13 protein-coding genes are annotated in these 16,360 nt (G+C 53.3%); 11 read left to right on the top strand and 2 right to left on the bottom strand.

The genetic code is table 11. The features are described from left to right. Positions 1-8 precede the first annotated feature (8 nt). The 3 genes from N7387_RS11295 (at position 9) to rluA (ending at position 6,210) form a co-directional block, all read left to right on the top strand. A complete protein-coding gene (locus N7387_RS11295) occupies positions 9-2,384 on the top strand; it encodes a DNA polymerase II (RefSeq protein WP_279798982.1) in 2,376 nt (791 codons plus the stop codon). A 213-nt stretch (positions 2,385-2,597) separates the two neighbouring features. Further along, positions 2,598-5,504, top strand: a complete 2,907-nt coding sequence (rapA, locus tag N7387_RS11290; protein ID WP_279798980.1) for an RNA polymerase-associated protein RapA — start codon at positions 2,598-2,600, stop codon at positions 5,502-5,504. Positions 5,505-5,559: 55 nt separating this feature from the next. Beyond that, positions 5,560-6,210 (top strand): bifunctional tRNA pseudouridine(32) synthase/23S rRNA pseudouridine(746) synthase RluA, encoded by a 651-nt coding sequence (rluA, locus tag N7387_RS11285; protein WP_279799071.1) that lies wholly within the window; start codon positions 5,560-5,562, stop codon positions 6,208-6,210. Between the two features lie 236 nt (positions 6,211-6,446). Here rluA and djlA read toward each other — a convergent pair whose 3' ends face one another. Beyond that, positions 6,447-7,268, bottom strand: coding sequence for a co-chaperone DjlA (gene djlA / locus N7387_RS11280; protein WP_262858970.1), 822 nt, complete (start codon positions 7,266-7,268; stop codon positions 6,447-6,449). Between the two features lie 179 nt (positions 7,269-7,447). Here djlA and lptD point away from each other — a divergent pair, with 179 nt between their 5' ends. The 6 genes from lptD (at position 7,448) to apaH (ending at position 14,199) form a co-directional block, all read left to right on the top strand. After that, positions 7,448-9,811: an LPS assembly protein LptD gene (gene lptD, locus N7387_RS11275; RefSeq protein ID WP_279798978.1), complete on the top strand. Its 2,364-nt coding sequence runs from the start codon at positions 7,448-7,450 to the stop codon at positions 9,809-9,811. A 70-nt stretch (positions 9,812-9,881) separates the two neighbouring features. Then, a complete protein-coding gene (gene surA / locus N7387_RS11270; protein ID WP_025153790.1) occupies positions 9,882-11,180 on the top strand; it encodes a peptidylprolyl isomerase SurA in 1,299 nt (432 codons plus the stop codon). Next, the gene (gene pdxA / locus N7387_RS11265; protein WP_279798976.1) at positions 11,164-12,162 is read left to right on the top strand and encodes a 4-hydroxythreonine-4-phosphate dehydrogenase PdxA; all 999 of its coding nucleotides are present in this window, start codon (positions 11,164-11,166) and stop codon (positions 12,160-12,162) included. The genes surA and pdxA overlap by 17 nt, the downstream gene beginning before the upstream one ends. Further along, a complete protein-coding gene (gene rsmA, locus N7387_RS11260; protein WP_004237170.1) occupies positions 12,159-12,971 on the top strand; it encodes a 16S rRNA (adenine(1518)-N(6)/adenine(1519)-N(6))-dimethyltransferase RsmA in 813 nt (270 codons plus the stop codon). The genes pdxA and rsmA overlap by 4 nt, the downstream gene beginning before the upstream one ends. A gap of 10 nt (positions 12,972-12,981) precedes the next feature. Continuing rightward, a complete protein-coding gene (gene apaG, locus N7387_RS11255; protein WP_004237169.1) occupies positions 12,982-13,359 on the top strand; it encodes a Co2+/Mg2+ efflux protein ApaG in 378 nt (125 codons plus the stop codon). A 6-nt stretch (positions 13,360-13,365) separates the two neighbouring features. Beyond that, the gene (apaH, locus tag N7387_RS11250) at positions 13,366-14,199 is read left to right on the top strand and encodes a bis(5'-nucleosyl)-tetraphosphatase (symmetrical) ApaH (protein ID WP_262858974.1); all 834 of its coding nucleotides are present in this window, start codon (positions 13,366-13,368) and stop codon (positions 14,197-14,199) included. 94 nt (positions 14,200-14,293) lie between these two features. Here apaH and folA read toward each other — a convergent pair whose 3' ends face one another. After that, complete coding sequence (gene folA / locus N7387_RS11245; protein ID WP_015422448.1) at positions 14,294-14,788, bottom strand: type 3 dihydrofolate reductase; 495 nt, start codon at positions 14,786-14,788, stop codon at positions 14,294-14,296. Positions 14,789-14,959: 171 nt separating this feature from the next. On the opposite strand from folA, the gene N7387_RS11240 reads away from it, so the two are divergent. Then, complete coding sequence (locus tag N7387_RS11240) at positions 14,960-15,574, top strand: LysE family transporter (protein WP_025153793.1); 615 nt, start codon at positions 14,960-14,962, stop codon at positions 15,572-15,574. A gap of 5 nt (positions 15,575-15,579) precedes the next feature. After that, positions 15,580-16,332: a nucleotidyltransferase domain-containing protein gene (locus N7387_RS11235; RefSeq protein ID WP_262858975.1), complete on the top strand. Its 753-nt coding sequence runs from the start codon at positions 15,580-15,582 to the stop codon at positions 16,330-16,332. The last annotated feature ends 28 nt before the right edge of the window (positions 16,333-16,360 follow it).

Below are 16,360 nucleotides of genomic sequence, written 5' to 3'. Positions count from 1 at the left end.
CGGACAAAATGATGGCAGGGCACAACAATTTTCCCTCCCGTCAGGTGGCAGCACCGGCGGAAGCCGGTTTTATTCTGACCCGTCACTGGTCTGATACCCCGCGTGGTATTGAGGTCCGTTACTGGCTGGCGACAGATAACGGGCCACGGCATGTTTCTGTTCCGCTGCAACAGGCTGTCGGCTTTGTCCCGCACCGAGAGCTGGCGGAAAGCCGCCCCTTTATTAACAATATCCCCGGTGCCACACTGACAGCGCGCCCGCTGAAGGATTTCCATCAGGACGATGTCAGTGCTGTTTACTGCCGCCAGTACCGCCAGTTACAGCAGCTGGAAAAACAGCTCGGCGAACAGCATCTCCACCTTTATGAAGCGGATATCCGCCCCTGTGAACGCTATCTGATGGAGCGCTTTATCACCGCCGCTGTCTGGGTGCAGCCACAGCCGGATGGTCATGTGCTGATGAAGCCGCATCCGGATTACCGTCCGGCGCTGAAAATCGTTTCTCTGGATATTGAAACCACAGAGTTCGGTGACCTTTACTCCATCGGGCTCTCCGGTTGCGGGGCCGATACGGTATTTATGCTCGGCCCGGAGAACGGCACACCGCTGACCAATCCGGATTTTACGCTGGAGTACGTCCCGCGCCGCCCGGATCTGCTTCACCGTCTGAACCAGTGGCTGGCAGAACATGATCCGGACATGATAATCGGCTGGAGCCTGATCCAGTTTGATCTGCGCATTCTGCAGCGCCATGCGGAAAAGTATCAGATCCCGCTGATTTTCGGCCGCAATAATGCCCCGCTCTCCTGGCGGGAACACGGCTTCAAACCCGGCCAATTTTTCGCCGGGGCTCCCGGGCGGCTGATTATTAATGGTATCGATGCCCTGAAAGCCGCGACCTGGCAGTTTCCGTCCTTCAGTCTGGAGGCTGTGTCTCAGGCTCTGCTCGGCGAGGGCAAAGACAGCGATTCCCCGTATGATCGCATGGATGAAATCAACCGCCGTTTCCGCGAGGATAAACCGGCACTGGCACGGTATAACCTTCAGGACTGCCGTCTGGTCACCCGGATTTTTGAACACACCCATCTGACAGAATTCCTGCTGGCACGGGCAGCGGTAACCGGCCTGGCACCGGATCGCATGGGGGGATCGGTCGCCGCCTTCACCCATCTTTATCTGCCGCCGATGCACCGTAAAGGCTATGTCGCGCCTGATCCCGGCGAAAAACCCGGCGAACCGATACCCGGCGGCTTTGTGATGGATTCAGCCCCGGGATTATATGACTCAGTGGTGGTTCTGGATTTTAAAAGCCTGTATCCCTCCATTATCCGCACCTTTCTCATCGACCCGATTGGCATGATCGAAGGTCTTGCCGCGCCGGAACAGGCGGTTCCCGGGTTTAAGGGCGCGTATTTTTCCAGGGAAACCAACTGTCTGCCGGATATCGTCAACCGCATCTGGCATGAGCGGGACATGGCGAAACTGGCAGGGGATAAACCGCTGTCGCAGGCCCTGAAAATTATTATGAATGCGTTTTGTGGTGTTCTGGGTGCCGCCGGATGCCGTTTTTATGATCCGCGCCTGACCTCCTCCGTCACCATGCGCGGACATGACATCATGCGCAAAACCCGCACTATTATTGAGTCACTGGGTTATCAGGTCATTTACGGCGATACCGATTCCACCTTTGTCTGGCTGAAAAGTGCTCACAGTGAAACGGATGCGGAGCGCATCGGCCGCTGGCTGGTAGATGAAGTAAATCAGTGGTGGCAGACGCATTTGACAGATGAATACGGACTCACTTCCGCCCTGGAAATTGAGTATGAAACCCACTACCGGCGTTTTCTGATGCCGACAATCCGCGGAACCGATCTCGGCAGCAAAAAACGGTATGCAGGGCTTTCCGGAGATAACATGGTTTTTCGCGGGCTGGAAACGGTCCGCAGTGACTGGACACCGCTGGCACAGCATTTCCAGCAAACCCTGTACCGGCTGATTTTCGATAAAATGCCGTATCAGCAGTTTATCCGCGATTATGTCCGCGACACCCTCACCGGACGCTACGATGACAGGCTGGTATACCGTAAGCGCCTGCGCCGGCCGCTGGCGGATTATCAGCGTAATGTGCCGCCTCATGTCAAAGCGGCCAGAATGGCGGATGAGTACAATGTCCGCATGAATCGTCCGCCGCAGTACCAGCGCGGCGCCGGAATAAGCTATATTATTACCCGCGCCGGGCCGCAGCCGCTGGAAATTCTGACGGCACCGCCGGACTACGAACATTACATTAATAAGCAACTGATGCCGATAGCCGATGCCATTCTGCCCTTCCTGGAGGATGACTTCACCACGTTGTTAACCGGGCAATTATTGATGCCATTTTAATTTTGCCATTTTACAGGTGACGCTGCGGATCTTATGGATTAACATAGCGCCCCTTTACTGCTTTTATCACCGGCACAGAGTGACGCAGCTGATGCTGTCGTTCTGACTGACGGTGTTTTTTCCCGGTGAATACAATACCGTTTTTGTATCACCGGTAATGATGTCCACAGCATTTGTCTAATTAGCCCTGAATAACAGAATCGAGCCAAAAATATGCCGTTTACTCTTGGTCAACGCTGGATAAGCGATACTGAAAGCGAGCTGGGATTAGGTACAGTTGTATCTGTCGACGCCCGGATGATCACCCTTCTTTTCCCTGCTACCGGTGAAAACCGTCTCTATGCCGCAGCCGATGCCCCTATCACCCGTGTGATGTTCAACGAAGGGGATACCGTTACCAGTCACGAAGGCTGGCAGCTCAGTGTGACCGCCGTTGAAGAGAGCGACGGATTGTTAACCTATATCGGGCAACGCACCGATACCGGTGAAGATAATGTCCGCCTGCGCGAAGTGTTTCTCGACAGCAAACTGACGTTTAATAAACCTCAGGATCGCCTGTTTGCCGGTCAGATTGACCGCATGGATCGCTTTGCGCTGCGCTACCGCGCCCGCAAATTCCTGAGTGAAGAATACCGCCGTGCCACCAGCGGCCTGCGCGGCATCCGCGCCAGTCTGATCCCGCATCAGCTGTTTATCGCCAATGAAGTCGGCAAACGCCACGCGCCGCGTGTTTTGCTGGCGGACGAAGTCGGTCTGGGGAAAACCATCGAAGCCGGGATGATTATCCACCAGCAGTTAATGGCCGGACGCGCCGAGCGTGTGCTGGTTATTGTGCCGGAAAGCCTTCAGTATCAATGGCTGGTGGAAATGCTGCGCCGCTTCAATCTGCGTTTTTCCCTGTTCGATGACAGCCGTTACACCGAGGCACAGCACGAGAGTGACAACCCGTTTGATACTGAACAGCTGGTATTATGCTCGCTGGATTTTGTCCGCAAGAGCAAGCCGCGTTTTGAACACCTGGCGGAAGCCGGCTGGGATATGCTGGTGGTGGATGAAGCACACCATCTGGTCTGGAGTGAAGACGCGCCAAGCCGTGAATACCAGGTGATTGAAACCCTGGCAGAGAGCATCCCGTCAGTCCTGCTGCTGACCGCCACCCCGGAACAGCTGGGTATGGAGAGCCATTTTGCGCGCCTGCGCCTGCTGGATCCGAACCGTTTCCATGATTTTGAAACTTTTGTTGCCGAACAGCAGAAATATCAGCCGGTTGCTGATGCTGTTACCCTGCTGCTCGACCGCGCACCGCTGACCAAAGATCAGCAGAATGCCATTCATGATCTGATCGCCGAACAGGATATTGAGCCGCTGCTGAAAGCCGCCAATACCGACAGCGAAGACGGCGAGAATGCCCGCCGTGAGCTTATCAGCATGCTGATGGACAGACACGGTACCAGCCGCCTGCTGTTCCGTAACACCCGTAACGGCGTGAAAGGCTTCCCGCGCCGCGAACTGAAAGCGATTAAAATGCCGCTGCCGGCACAGTATCAGACCGCGATTAAAGTCGCCGGGATCATGGGCAGTAAAAAAACCACCGAAATCAAAGCCCGTGAGATGCTCTATCCGGAGCAGATTTATCAGGAATTTGAAGGCGAAAACGCCACCTGGTGGAACTTCGACCCGCGTGTTGAATGGCTGCTCGGCTTCCTGCTGGCAAACCGCAATGAAAAAGTGCTGGTGATCTGCGCCCAGGCCGCAACCGCTCTGCAGCTGGAACAGGTTCTGCGCGAGCGCGAAGGTATCCACGCGGCGGTTTTTCATGAAAATATGTCCCTGCTGGAACGCGACCGGGCGGCGGCCTACTTTGCTTCCGAAGAGGAAGGCGCACAGGTGCTGCTCTGTTCCGAAATCGGATCAGAAGGCCGTAACTTCCAGTTTGCCAATCAGCTGGTGATGTTCGATCTGCCGTTCAACCCGGATCTGCTGGAGCAGCGTATCGGGCGTCTCGACCGTATCGGTCAGAAACGTGATATTCAGATAAGCATCCCGTATCTGGAAAATACCGCACAGGCGGTACTGCTGCGCTGGTTCCACGAAGGTCTGGAAGCCTTTGAATATACCTGTCCGACCGGCCGCACCATCTATGACCGCTATTACGACAGACTGATTAACCTGATGGCGAATCCGGCGGATCTCAGTGGTTTTGATGAGTTTATCGCCGAATGCCGGAAGACCCATGATGTCCTGAAACAACAGCTGGAACAAGGCCGTGACCGCCTGCTGGAAATGCATTCCAACGGCGGCGAAGCCGGTAATGAGCTGGCTGCTGAAATTGCAGGTCAGGATGAAGATACCGAACTGGTCACCTTTGCCCTGAATCTGTTCGATATTGTCGGTATCAATCAGGATGACCGCAGCGACAACATGATCGCCCTGACCCCGTCTGACCATATGCTGGTGCCGGATTTTCCGGGTCTGCCGGAGGATGGCTGTACCATCACCTTTAAACGTGAGCAGGCGCTGTCCCGCGAGGACACCCAGTTTATCAGCTGGGAACACCCGATTATCCGCAACGGTCTGGATCTGATCCTGTCCGGTGATACCGGCAGCTGCGCGGTCTCCGTACTGAAGAACAAAGCCCTGCCGGTCGGCACACTGCTGACCGAGCTGATTTATGTGGTGGAAGCCCAGGCGCCGAAAAATCTGCAGCTGACCCGCTTCCTGCCGCCGACACCGGTGCGCCTGCTGATGGATGTGAAAGGCAATAATCTGGCGTCTCAGGTGGAGTTTGAAAGCTTTAACCGCCAGCTGAATGCCGTGAACCGTCATACCGGCAGCAAGTTTGTCAATGCGGTGCAAAATGAAGTGCATCAGGTGCTGCGTCTGTCCGAAGACGTTGTCGCCGGTCAGGCCCGTGAACTGATTACCGCTGCGAAAGCAATGGCGGCTCAGCACCTTACTCTGGAGCACGACCGCCTGCTGGCACTGAAATCGGTTAACCCGAATATCCGTGATGATGAACTTGACGCTATTGAAGAAGAACGTCAGCAAATCCTGTCACATCTGGATGATGCCAACTGGCGCCTGGATGCTATCCGGCTGATTGTCGTTTCGCATCAGTAACCTGTATCCCGGCAGAAAATCTCTGCCGGGTCTCTGATTTGGTGATCCCATGCTAATGGAACCCTATAACCCGCCTACCGATCCCTGGCTGAATATCCTCTGGCAGGATGAAAGCATCATTGTGGTGAATAAACCAAGCGGACTGCTTTCCGTTCCCGGCCGTGCGCCCGAACATAAAGACAGTGTGATGACACGCATTCAGCGGGATTATCCTGCCGCAGAATCTGTTCATCGTCTGGATATGGCGACCAGCGGTATTATTGTGGTTGCGCTGACCAAAGCTGCCGAGCGGGAACTTAAACGGCAGTTCCGCGAACGGGAACCGAAAAAAACCTATATTGCCCGTATCTGGGGACGGCTGGAGCCGGAAACCGGCATGGTGGATTTACCGCTGATTTGTGACTGGCCGAACCGGCCGAAACAGAAAGTGTGTTTTGAAACCGGCAAACCGGCTCAGACAGGTTATGAGGTGCTGGAATATGAGGAAAATGCCACGCGGGTAAGGCTGTTCCCGGTTACCGGACGCTCACATCAGTTGCGGGTGCATATGCTGGCACTGGGACACCCGATTTTAGGTGATCGTTTTTATGCACATGATGAAGCAAGAGCCGCAGCGCCCCGGCTGCAGCTTCATGCAGAGGCGCTGTCTGTCACACATCCGGCAAACGGTGAGCCGATGCATTTTACTTGTAAATCAGATTTTTAGTGGATTAACACGGTCACCGAATTCATTGAGGCAAGAATCAGGCAAAGTGCTAATCCCGCTACTCCGATAAGAACACGGGTATTGGCCATGGATCATATCCTTAACATATTTAATAAAATATTTACGTAATTTTTCAACTGCATTTATATTTTATAGCAATGATATGAAAAGAATATGATCCGCCCTGCACTTTCCCGGCAACACGTTTTACACCTTCAAAACGGTATTAAACGGGATTATTTAAAGCCTTTCTCTTTTTTAATGAGATCATATGCTGCCTGGATTGATTGCGCTTTCTCTTTTGCCAGTTCCATCATTTCCGGCGGTAACCCTTTCGCCACCAGTTTATCCGGATGATGTTCACTCATCAGCTTGCGGTAGGCGCGTTTGATGGCAGTACTGTCGTCACTTTCTTTCACACCCAGCACCCGGTAAGCCGCGGCAAGATCAGCACTCTGGTCGCGGTAGTACCCCTGCTGAGACTGCTGCTGCCAGTTACCGCTCTGTGCCCCGCCGTGCATTTGCGCCTGCATCATTGCCAGTACATTTTCAAACTGATGACGCGGGATCCCCAGTTCTTCGGCGATCACCAGGAGCACCTGGCGCTCGTTCGGATGCAGCTCTCCGTCACCGAACGCCGCCTGGATCTGAATTTCCAGAAACATACGCAGCAAATCCGCCCGCCCGTAACAGGCTCTGCGTAACTGACGCAGGGCATCCCGCAGCGGGAAACCGGCGGCTTTACCTTCACGGAACGCGTTCTGAGCCTGTGTCCGCGCACTGCCGTGTAACTGCATGCGATCCATCAGCGCGGTGGCCAGATAAATATCTGATTCCGTTACCCGGCCTTTTGATTTGGTCAGATGCCCCAGAATCTGAAAGGTCGTGCTGAAAAAAAGTGCCTGTCTGGACTGATTGTTGCTGAATGAGCCACCCAATTGCTGACTGCGGACTTTATCAATCGCATGACCAATAAGAAAGCCGAGAAAAATACCCCAAAAACCGGCTCCGGATGCCATGCCTAATAAAATTCCGATGATTTTTCCCAAATAGTGCATATACTCCTCAATTCAACAATGCCCTTGGCGCAATTTTGCATTATCATACTACCCATTCTGTACGATGCCTAACGCCATTTGGATACGTGAACCTGTTTCACGCACGCTTTTTTTTCGTGTAAATTAGGCTCCTGGCGTTCGGGCAATGTGCTACCGAGGACGGAATTGCAGACATACTTATGAAGAAGAGTTATCCAACCCTGCTGGCCACCATTATCTGGACAGCGCTATACAGTCAGGCTGCACAAGCCGCCACACTTGCCGAGCAGTGTATGCTGGGTGTTCCGGTGTATGACGAGCCGGTTGTTGACGGAAAACCCGGTGATTTTCCGGTCAATATCACCGCACAAGGTATGTCAGGCGAATATCCGCACGCGGTAAAATATGACGGTGGTGTGGATATCCGTTCAGGTAACCAGAACCTGAAAGCGGATGAAGTGGAAGTCACTCAGAGCGGTGAAGAGACCAATCCTGTCCGTATTGCGACAGCAACCGGTGATGTCCGCTATTCTGATCCGCAAATCCGTCTGAAAGGGCCGAAAGCGTGGCTGAATCTCAACAACAATGATGCCGATGTTGAGAAAGGCGATTACCAGATGGTCGGTCGCCAGGGCCGCGGTGATGCCGACAAAATGAAGCTTCGCGGCGAAAACCGTTATACCATCCTTGAGAACGGGGTATTCACCTCCTGTCTGCCGGGTAATGACAGCTGGAGCGTCAAAGGCTCAGAAGTCATTATTGACCAGGATGAGCAGGTTGCGGAAATCTGGAACGCCCGTTTCCGTGTCGCCAATGTCCCGATCTTCTACAGCCCGTATCTCCAGTTACCGATCGGTGATAAACGCCGCTCCGGTTTCCTGATCCCGAACGGCAGCTATTCCAAATCCTCCGGCCTGGAATTTACCCTGCCGTATTACTGGAATATCGCCCCGAATTATGATGCCACTATCACGCCGCACTATTTCAGTAAACGCGGCCTGAAAATGGATAATGAATTCCGTTATCTGACACAGTTCGGCAGAGGCACACTGGCCTTTGACTTCCTGCTGGATGACTCGCAGTACAAAAAAGACAAAGAAGCCGCCGGTAATGCGGAATGGGCAAAACGGGAATCCAACGACCGCTGGTTATTCTACTGGGGTCACAGCGGATCGTTTGCACAGGACTGGTGGTTCTCTTCTGACTACACCAAAGTCAGTGACTCACGCTATTTTTCTGATTTTACCTCGGCTTACGGTAACTCCACGGATGGCTATGCCACGCAGAAACTGGCTGTGGGTATCCGAAAATCAAACTGGAACGCCACTGTAACCTCTAAACAGTTCCAGATCCTGACCAACAATGATAATGCGACATCCTACCGCGCTGAGCCGCAGCTGGATCTCAACTATTATAAAAATGACCTCGGCGTGTTTGATTTCCGGGCCTATGGCCAGGCTGCCCGTTTTACCAGCGTGGGCAGAAATAATCCGGATGCCATCCGTCTGCATGCAGAGCCAACGCTCAGTATGCCGCTGTCAAATGGCTGGGCCAGCTTCAATACCGAAGCCAAGCTAATGGCTACCCATTATGATCAGGATATTCCTGATACAACGAAGAACGCCGCGCTGGAAAAAAATGTTACCCGGGTGCTGCCGCAGTTTAAAGCTGACGCGAGGATGACCTTCGAACGGCCGATGTTCTTTAATGACAGTTTTACCCAGACATTAGAACCGCGCGCACAGTACCTGTATGTCCCGTATAAAGACCAGGACAATATCAACAACTTCGACTCCACGCTGATGCAGTCCAGCTACAGCGGCCTGTTCCGTGACCGTATGTACAGTGGTCTGGATCGTATTGCATCCGCTAACCAGGTGACCACCGGGGTGACCAGCCGGATTTATGATGATGAATTAGTTGAACGATTTAACGTTTCTGTGGGTCAAATCTACTACTTTGAACGTCCGCGTACCGGTAAAACTACCGTTGTGGACGAGAAAGATGAAACCGGTTCGATGGTCTGGGCGGGTGATTCCATGTGGCGTTATAACGACAACTGGGGCCTGAAAGGCGGTATTCAGTATGACCGCCGCCTGGGCAGTGTTGCTATGTCCAACGCCACTCTGGAATACCGTCAGGATGCCGAACGTCTGATTCAGCTGAACTACCGCTATGTGGACCGGGACTATATTCAGGCGATGCGTCAGCATACCCGGTATGGTGAAAAATACGTTTCACCGCCAAACCAGCAAGGTATCTCTCAGGTCGGTATCGTGGCCAGCTGGCCGGTTGCCGAGCAGTGGGCCTTTGTCGGTCAGTATTACTATGACACCAAAGAGAGCCAGCCGGCCAGCCAGCTGGTTGGTCTGCAATACAATACCTGCTGCTGGGCGGCAAACGTTGGCTATGAGCGTAAGATTATCGGCTGGAAAAATGATGCCAGTGAATACGACAATAAATGGACGTTTAATATCGAATTACGCGGCATGAGCAGCAATTACAGTCTGGGCAGCCAGAAAATGCTTGAGCGTGGTATTCTGCCGTATGTTCCGGCATTTTAACCGCCTGAGCTGACACAATTTTCACATGCCGTACCGGCGGTACGGCGATACGAAACATGATGGGATACTTATGAAAAACTGGAGAACACTCATTCTCGGCCTGATGTTCACGGCAAGCACAGCCTCATTCGCAGCACCGCAGCAACTGGACAAAGTCGCGGCAGTGGTGAATAACGGTGTGGTTCTGGAGAGTGATGTCAATAATATGCTTCAGACTGTCGCCATGAATGCCCGCAATGCCGGTCAGCAGATTCCGGATCAGGCAACATTACGTCAGCAGATTCTTGAACGTCTTATCATGGACAATATCGTGATGCAGATGGCCGGACAGATGCAGATCACTATCCCTGACCAGGCCGTTGATGGCGCTATCGAAGATATCGCCCGTCAGAACAACATGACCCTTGCCCAGATGAAAGATCGTCTGAAACGTGACGGGATGAGCTATGACAAATACCGCAGCGATATCCGCAAAGAAATGATGATGGCGGAAGTCCGTAATAACGAAGTCCGTCGTCGTGTGGTGATCCTGCCGCAGGAAGTGGAGTCTCTGGCAAACCTTATCAGCACACAAAACGCTGCGGATACGGAACTGAACATCAGCCATATCCTGATCCCGCTGCCGGAAAACCCGACAGAAGAACAGATGAATGCAGCGAAAGAAAAAGTCACCACCATTATGAATGAACTTCAGCACGGTGCCGATTTCGGTAAACTGGCGATCACCTATTCTGCGGATCCGCAGGCACTGAAAGGCGGTAATATGGGCTGGAGCCGTTTACAGGAGCTGCCGGGTCTGTTTGCCGAGCGTCTTCAGTCCGCCAAAAGCGGAGAAATTGTCGGGCCGGTACGTTCCGGTGTCGGCTTCCATATTCTGCGCGTGAATGACGTCCGCGGAAACAGTCAGCCAATTTCAGTGACAGAAGTAAAAGCCCGTCATATTCTGATCAAACCGTCACCGGTAATGACCGATGACCAGGCCCGCAGCAAACTGCAGCAGATTGCCGCTGATGTGAAAAGCGGTAAAACCACGTTTGATGCTGCGGCAAAACAATTCTCAGAAGACCCGGGCTCTGCCCTGCGCGGTGGTGAGTTAGGCTGGTCAATGCCTGATATCTACGACCCGGCTTTCCGTGACGCACTGATGAAACTGAAAAAAGGCGAACTGAGTCAGCCTGTCCGTTCCTCTTTCGGCTGGCACCTGATCCAGCTTGAAGATACCCGCAACGTGGATAAGACCGAAGCGGCTCAGAAAGATCGCGCTTACCGTATGCTGTTTAACCGTAAATTCAGTGAAGAATTACAGAGCTGGATGCAGGAACAGCGCGCCGGCGCTTACGTGGAAATTTTAGATGGCAGTAACAAATAAGCTGAAACCTGTCGTTATTACCCCCGGTGAACCTACCGGGGTTGGTCCTGACCTGACAGTCGCGCTGGCACAGCGCGACTGGCCGGTAAAACTGGTGGTTTGTGCCGACCCGCAACTGATGCAGCAACGCGCACACGCGCTGTCACTGCCGCTCACCCTTGAACCTTATTCACCGGATACCGCCTGTCAGCCGCAGCGCGCGGGCACACTGACGATTCTGCCTGTTGAACTGAAAGCGCCGGCTGTCGCCGGTGAGCTTAACGTGGCAAATGCCGCCTATGTGACCGAAACACTGGCACGCGCCTGTGACGGCTGTTTACAGGGTGAGTTTGGTGCTTTGATTACAGGCCCGGTACATAAAGGCATCATTAACGATGCCGGGATCCCGTTTATCGGTCATACCGAATTTTTCGCCGACCGCAGTCACTGCAAGCGTGTGGTGATGATGCTGGCGACCGAAGAAATGCGGGTGGCGCTGGCGACCACACATCTGCCGATTTTACAGGTTCCGGCAGCCGTTGACCGCACCTGCCTGCATGAAGTGATCACTATCCTCAATCATGACCTGCGCACCAAATTCGGTATCGCGCAGCCCCATATCATCGTTTGTGGTCTGAACCCGCATGCGGGGGAAGGCGGCCATATGGGGCATGAAGAGATCGATACCATTATCCCGGCACTCAATGAACTGCGGGCGCAGGGGATTTCCCTGGAAGGTCCGCTCCCGGCAGACACCCTGTTCCAGCCGAAATACCTGGAACGCGCGGATGCGGTGCTCGCCATGTATCACGATCAGGGCCTTCCTGTGCTAAAATATCAGGGATTCGGCCGTGCCGTGAATATCACGCTGGGACTGCCGTTTATCCGGACCTCTGTTGACCACGGCACAGCCCTGGAACTGGCAGGTACCGGCAAAGCAGATGCGGGTAGTTTTATCACCGCATTAAATTTAGCGATTACAATGATTAAAAACAGTCAATGAATACACGAGTCCATCAGGGGCATTTTGCCCGTAAACGTTTCGGGCAGAACTTCTTAACCGATCAATTTATTATCGACAGCATTGTCGCGTCGATTAACCCGCAACCCGGTCAGGCGATTGTCGAAATCGGGCCGGGACTGGCTGCACTGACTGAGCCGGTCGCCGATCGCATGGACAAAATGACGGTCATTGAAATCGACCGTGATCTGGCTGCCCGTCTGGCCAGCCATCCGTTTTTACAAAGCAAACTGACCATTATTCAGCAGGATGCCATGACCGTCGATTTCACGGCGCTGGCACAGGAGCGCGGTCAGCCGCTGCGGGTGTTCGGTAACCTGCCGTACAATATCTCCACGCCGCTGATGTTCCATCTGTTCACCTTCACTAACGCAATCAGTGATATGAACTTTATGCTGCAAAAAGAAGTGGTTAACCGTCTGGTTGCCGGTCCGGGCAGCAAAACCTACGGTCGTCTGAGTGTTATGGCGCAGTATTACTGCCAGGTCGTACCGGTTCTGGATGTGCCGCCGACGGCATTCCGCCCGGCACCGAAAGTGGATTCAGCGGTTGTCCGCCTGATCCCGCACCGCGAAAATCCGTATGTGCTGAAAGATGTCGCGCTGCTCAGCCGGGTGACCACGCAGGCCTTTAACCAGCGCCGCAAAACGATCCGCAACAGCTTAGGTGATCTGTTCAGTCCGGAAACCCTGACTGAACTGGGTATTGATCCGGCGACCCGTGCAGAAAATATCAGTGTTGCGCAATACTGTCTGATGGCCAATTACCTGGCGGAACATCCCGCCTCATAGGGGATTCATCATGAATAACGACCCGAGAATTTGTATTCAGGTTCAGAGTGTTTATATCGAAAGTCAGTCTGAACCGGATGCGGAACGCTATGTTTTCGCCTATACCGTTTCTATCCGTAACCTGGGTCGTGATCCTGTGCAGCTTATCAGCCGCTACTGGCGTATCACCAACAGTGAAGGCCGCCAGACCGAGGTTCAGGGGGAAGGTGTCATCGGTGAACAGCCGGTGATCCGGCCCGGTGAAGAGTATCGTTATACCAGCGGCACAGTTCTGGAAACACCGCTGGGCACCATGGAAGGTTACTACACTATGGTGGATCACGAGGGTGCGGATTTCATCAGTGAGATCCCTGTTTTCCGGCTCGCAATACCAACCTTTATTCACTGATTCTCTATGGCAACCTATCTTATCGGCGATGTTCACGGCTGTTACCGTGAACTTCGCGCATTACTGGCTCAGGCTGATTTTGATCCGCAGGCTGACACCCTGTGGCTGACCGGTGATCTGGTCGCCCGCGGCCCGGATTCACTTGATGTCCTTCGTTATGTCAAAAGCCTGGGTGACTGCGTCAGGCTGGTACTCGGTAATCATGATCTTCACCTGCTGGGGATCTACGCGGGGATCAGCCGTAACAAACCACGCGACCATCTGAACAAACTGCTCAGCGCACCGGATCTGGATGAGCTGATCAACTGGCTGCGCCGCCAGCCGATGCTGCAGGTTGATCATGAGAAAAAGCTGATTATGGCACACGCCGGGATCACCCCGCAGTGGGATCTGGATACCGCCATTATATGTGCCCGTGAAGTGGAAGCGGTTCTCAGCAGCGATACCTATCCGTTGTTTATTAATGCTATGTATGGTGACCTGCCGAATGACTGGTCCCCGTCTCTGACCGGCCTGGCACGTCTGCGCTTTTCCACCAATGCCCTGACCCGGATGCGTTACTGCTTCCCGGGCGGACAACTGGATATGGTCTGCAAAGATAAACCGGATCAGGTTTCCGCACCGCTGAAACCCTGGTTTGCCCTGCCGTCAAAACTGCCGGAAGGTTACAGCGTGGCTTTTGGTCACTGGGCATCACTGGAAGGCAAAGGTACGCCGCGCGGTATTTATGCGCTGGATACCGGCTGCTGCTGGGGCGGACAGCTTACCATGCTGCGCTGGGAAGATCGCTGCTATTTCTGGCAGGAATCTTTTGCGGTGCGGGATGAGGATGAGGACTGAGCAGTCACCGGCAACAGACAAGAAAAAGCAGAGCCGGTGGCTCTGCTTTTTTGTATTAACATTATTTATGAAATAATACGAATCAACTGATTAATCAGCTCTTACGGCGCTCTAAGATTTCAAAGCAGAAACCGTGCGAGTTTGCTTCATCCGCATCATGATATTCCATAAAGGTGGAGTCCCACTCATCCGGCTCATAGTCCGGGAAGTAAGTATCCCCGCTGACTTCAGCATCAACGTGCGTCAGATATAAACGATCCGCCAGCGGCAGGAACTGTCCGTAGACTTTACCGCCGCCCATCACCATGATCTCACCGTCTGTTTCTTTCTGTGCAATCGCCAGTGCTTCTTCCACAGACTTAGCCCAGACCACGCGATCATCGTTGCCCGGCGTACGGCTGAGCACGATATTGAGGCGATCCGGCAGAGGACGACCGATAGATTCATAAGTCACGCGACCCATGATCACCGGTTTATTTACCGTATTACGTTTAAACCATGCCAGATCTTCCGGCAGTGTCCATGGCATCGCATTTTCCATGCCAATAACCCGATCCATAGCTAAAGCAGCGATCAAGCTAATGTTCATTCATTTCACCTTAGGGCTGAGAGAAATTTTGCCGTCACTATACGTAAACTACTCAATGCCGTCGACAGAATTCAGTGTTTCATCAATACAAATAATTTATTTGTCTTCACACTTGAAGGTGGGTCATACTTTTACTCTGCATTCAGGTCTTTTTCAGCAAGGATATACCATATGTATGATGCCACTCTGATGGTCACCACTATCGCTGCGCTCGGTATGATCTCCCCGGGCCCGGATTTCTTTCTGATTGTGAAAAACGCAGCCCGTTACCAGCGTGCCGCCGCCATGATGACCGCACTGGGTGTGCTGTCCGCGATCGCTATTCACATGACCTACTGCGTGGCCGGGCTGGCGGTGATCATCACCACCACACCGTGGCTGTTTATGATCCTCAAATATGCCGGCGCGGCTTACCTTATCTGGATCGGGATCAACAGCCTGCTGGCACGTGCCGGCCATACCCTTGATACCGGGGATGGCTCACATCAGCGTATCTCCTTTAAAAAAGCCTTTATGCAGGGATTTCTCTGTAACCTGCTGAACCCGAAAGCCACACTCTTTTTCCTTGCTATTTTTACCCAGGTACTGGATATCAACTCCGGATTTGGTGAAAAACTCTGGTATGCTGCTATTGTAATGGGACTGGCGGTGGTTTACTGGCCATCACTGGTACTGCTGATTCAGAGTGATCCGGTACGCCGCGGATTGGCGAAAATTCAGAAGTATATCGATAAAGTCCTTGGCGTCGTCCTGATTGGCTTTGGCGTCCGGGTCGCAATGAGTTGATGATAATGAAAACAGATAAATACACTTTTCAGCCGGAATTTCAGGCTGTCATACAGGATGCCGTACAGTCCCTGTATACGGCGCTGCCGGGTGTGCTGCACAGCATCTATGTCTATGGCAGTGTGGCGGAAGGCCGCGCTGTCCCGGGCCGCTCTGATCTGGATCTGACCCTGGTGCTGCACCGGTCGCTCAGTGCGGCGGAAAAAACCATTCTCCGCAGTCTGGACAAAGCACTGACTGCGCGTCACAGCAGTGTGTCAAAAATCGGGTTTGATACCGGTCTGCTGTCAGAAGTGACCTCTGCGGAAGAGCAGCCGGTCTGGGCTTACTGGCTGGCACATTTTTGCCTGCCGGTCTGGGGTGATGACCTGACACTGAAACTGCCCGTTGTGACACTTAACCGTGAGATTATACACGGCATTAACGGCGACTTTCCGGTGCTGGTCCGCACCAACCTGATGCAGTTACAGAAAAGCCCGCCGCTGGCTGAAATCCGGCGGATAAAACGGGAAACCGCACGGCGTCTGCTGCGTGCCACCGCACTGGTGTGGAATGATTATGAAACCTGCACGTACCCGCTGCCGTTACCGCAGATGGCCGGAAAAGCGATTGCACTGTACCCGGAAAAACGCCACGCGATCACCTTCCTGCTGGGACAGACCGAAGAGCCGGATACCGGGATTATCCAGTTTATCGCCGTTGCCGGGACATTCTCCCGCTGGCTGCGGGATGAAGAAAAACGGCTGCTGAACCGCTGAATAAACACAAAAAAACCGCTGATTATTC

The organism is Morganella sp. GD04133, assembly GCF_029835375.1.
Lineage (GTDB): Bacteria > Pseudomonadota > Gammaproteobacteria > Enterobacterales > Enterobacteriaceae > Morganella > Morganella morganii_B.
Note: the sequence above shows the minus strand (reverse complement) of the source record. Positions and strands in the feature narration are given on the sequence as shown.

What these genes read in the sequence shown, in the direction of transcription:
- N7387_RS11295 (WP_279798982.1), top strand. Translation starts at nt 9, where the DNA reads ATGATGGCAGGGCACAACAATTTTCCCTCCCGTCAGGTGGCAGCACCG.
- apaG (WP_004237169.1), top strand. Translation starts at nt 12,982, where the DNA reads ATGAATAACGACCCGAGAATTTGTATTCAGGTTCAGAGTGTTTATATC.
- folA (WP_015422448.1), bottom strand. Translation starts at nt 14,788, where the DNA reads ATGAACATTAGCTTGATCGCTGCTTTAGCTATGGATCGGGTTATTGGC.
- rapA (WP_279798980.1), top strand. Translation starts at nt 2,598, where the DNA reads ATGCCGTTTACTCTTGGTCAACGCTGGATAAGCGATACTGAAAGCGAG.
- surA (WP_025153790.1), top strand. Translation starts at nt 9,882, where the DNA reads ATGAAAAACTGGAGAACACTCATTCTCGGCCTGATGTTCACGGCAAGC.
- djlA (WP_262858970.1), bottom strand. Translation starts at nt 7,268, where the DNA reads ATGCACTATTTGGGAAAAATCATCGGAATTTTATTAGGCATGGCATCC.
- rsmA (WP_004237170.1), top strand. Translation starts at nt 12,159, where the DNA reads ATGAATACACGAGTCCATCAGGGGCATTTTGCCCGTAAACGTTTCGGG.
- apaH (WP_262858974.1), top strand. Translation starts at nt 13,366, where the DNA reads ATGGCAACCTATCTTATCGGCGATGTTCACGGCTGTTACCGTGAACTT.
- rluA (WP_279799071.1), top strand. Translation starts at nt 5,560, where the DNA reads ATGGAACCCTATAACCCGCCTACCGATCCCTGGCTGAATATCCTCTGG.
- N7387_RS11235 (WP_262858975.1), top strand. Translation starts at nt 15,580, where the DNA reads ATGAAAACAGATAAATACACTTTTCAGCCGGAATTTCAGGCTGTCATA.
- N7387_RS11240 (WP_025153793.1), top strand. Translation starts at nt 14,960, where the DNA reads ATGTATGATGCCACTCTGATGGTCACCACTATCGCTGCGCTCGGTATG.
- pdxA (WP_279798976.1), top strand. Translation starts at nt 11,164, where the DNA reads ATGGCAGTAACAAATAAGCTGAAACCTGTCGTTATTACCCCCGGTGAA.
- lptD (WP_279798978.1), top strand. Translation starts at nt 7,448, where the DNA reads ATGAAGAAGAGTTATCCAACCCTGCTGGCCACCATTATCTGGACAGCG.